This is a genomic window from Crenobacter intestini, assembly GCF_004919095.1.
GTDB classification, from domain to species: domain Bacteria; phylum Pseudomonadota; class Gammaproteobacteria; order Burkholderiales; family Chromobacteriaceae; genus Craterilacuibacter; species Craterilacuibacter intestini.
Genome location: NZ_STGJ01000046.1, coordinates 1 through 1,031, shown reverse-complemented (window position 1 = coordinate 1,031; position 1,031 = coordinate 1). Strand labels below are relative to the sequence as shown.

The 1,031-nt window shown below is 54.2% G+C and carries 1 protein-coding gene; it reads left to right on the top strand.

Annotation, left to right across the window (positions count from 1 at the left end; genetic code table 11):
• Nucleotides 1–482 precede the first annotated feature (482 nt).
• Nucleotides 483–1,031 (top strand): hypothetical protein (locus E5K04_RS16600; RefSeq protein ID WP_136555949.1); only part of this gene is annotated, 549 nt, incomplete at its 3' end.

Genomic DNA, 1,031 nt, shown 5'->3' with positions numbered 1-1,031 from the left:
TCATCAAGCACTGCAAGTAGTTAGTCAAAGCCACCGCCCGGTGGCTTTTGTCTTTATACGTTACAGTTCAAACCCCCCTCTCGCAAGCCTTTCAGCTAAGAAACAGCATCATCTCAACCATCCAGCATCACAAGTCCTAGTCCCACGCTAGACCTTTACTTTTTGCCCTTGTAGCGCTCCTTGCAGCGCCCAGCGGCGACAGCCGCCCGCATCACGCATCAAGCATCGCATCCGTGCTTGGGGGACGCAAAGCGTCCCCGAGGGGGCGTTCCGCGCCCCATCTGAAGCGGGGTTGACTTTTCGCTTTTTAGGTTGTGTCGGACGGGGTCCCCAAGCACGTCTGGCGTTCCGCTTCGCTCCACTCTCGACGGGGACCCCTGCACGGTAGTGCCCCAAAACGGCACTACCGGCGAAAACCGATATAGCCCCACAGCTCGCTCCATGCATATATCATGATATAGTAAAAAAAATGGAGAAAAATCATGGGAAAATATTCATCTTGGGCATCCGCGAAGGAAGAGCATTTTGATGACGCGACGAGCGCAGCTCGACGCTATGTGCAGACGTTGAAAGAGCGCCCTGTCTCAGACACAACAGCAGCGCTCTATTTAGCTACGTACACACGCATACGGACAAACGGAGTACCGGACTTCGCAAAGTTGGCAGGCACAGATAACAGCTTTCGCTCACTCAGGTCTGCGTGGCTGTATGGCGCGAAGTGCGAGATGCGCGACCTTCTTAAGCTCAGAGACAAACAGCGACGAGAAGGCGACAAGGACGGCTCACGCGAGACGCTGCAGCGCATCACCGCACTACTAGAAAACTTGAATTTCGTAGCGAGAGAGAAAGCTTCAACCCCGAAAGAAGCATCGGCAATGCGCACATTCGACACGATGAATGGTGTGCAGATGCTCCCCACTTTTGCAGAACTGAAAGCAGCGGGACTCACGAAAGAAGCAGAGAGCACCGCGAAGCGGCAAGACGCAACAAAGTGGTCACGGCACGGCTTTGAAGACTTGTGGAAAGACACA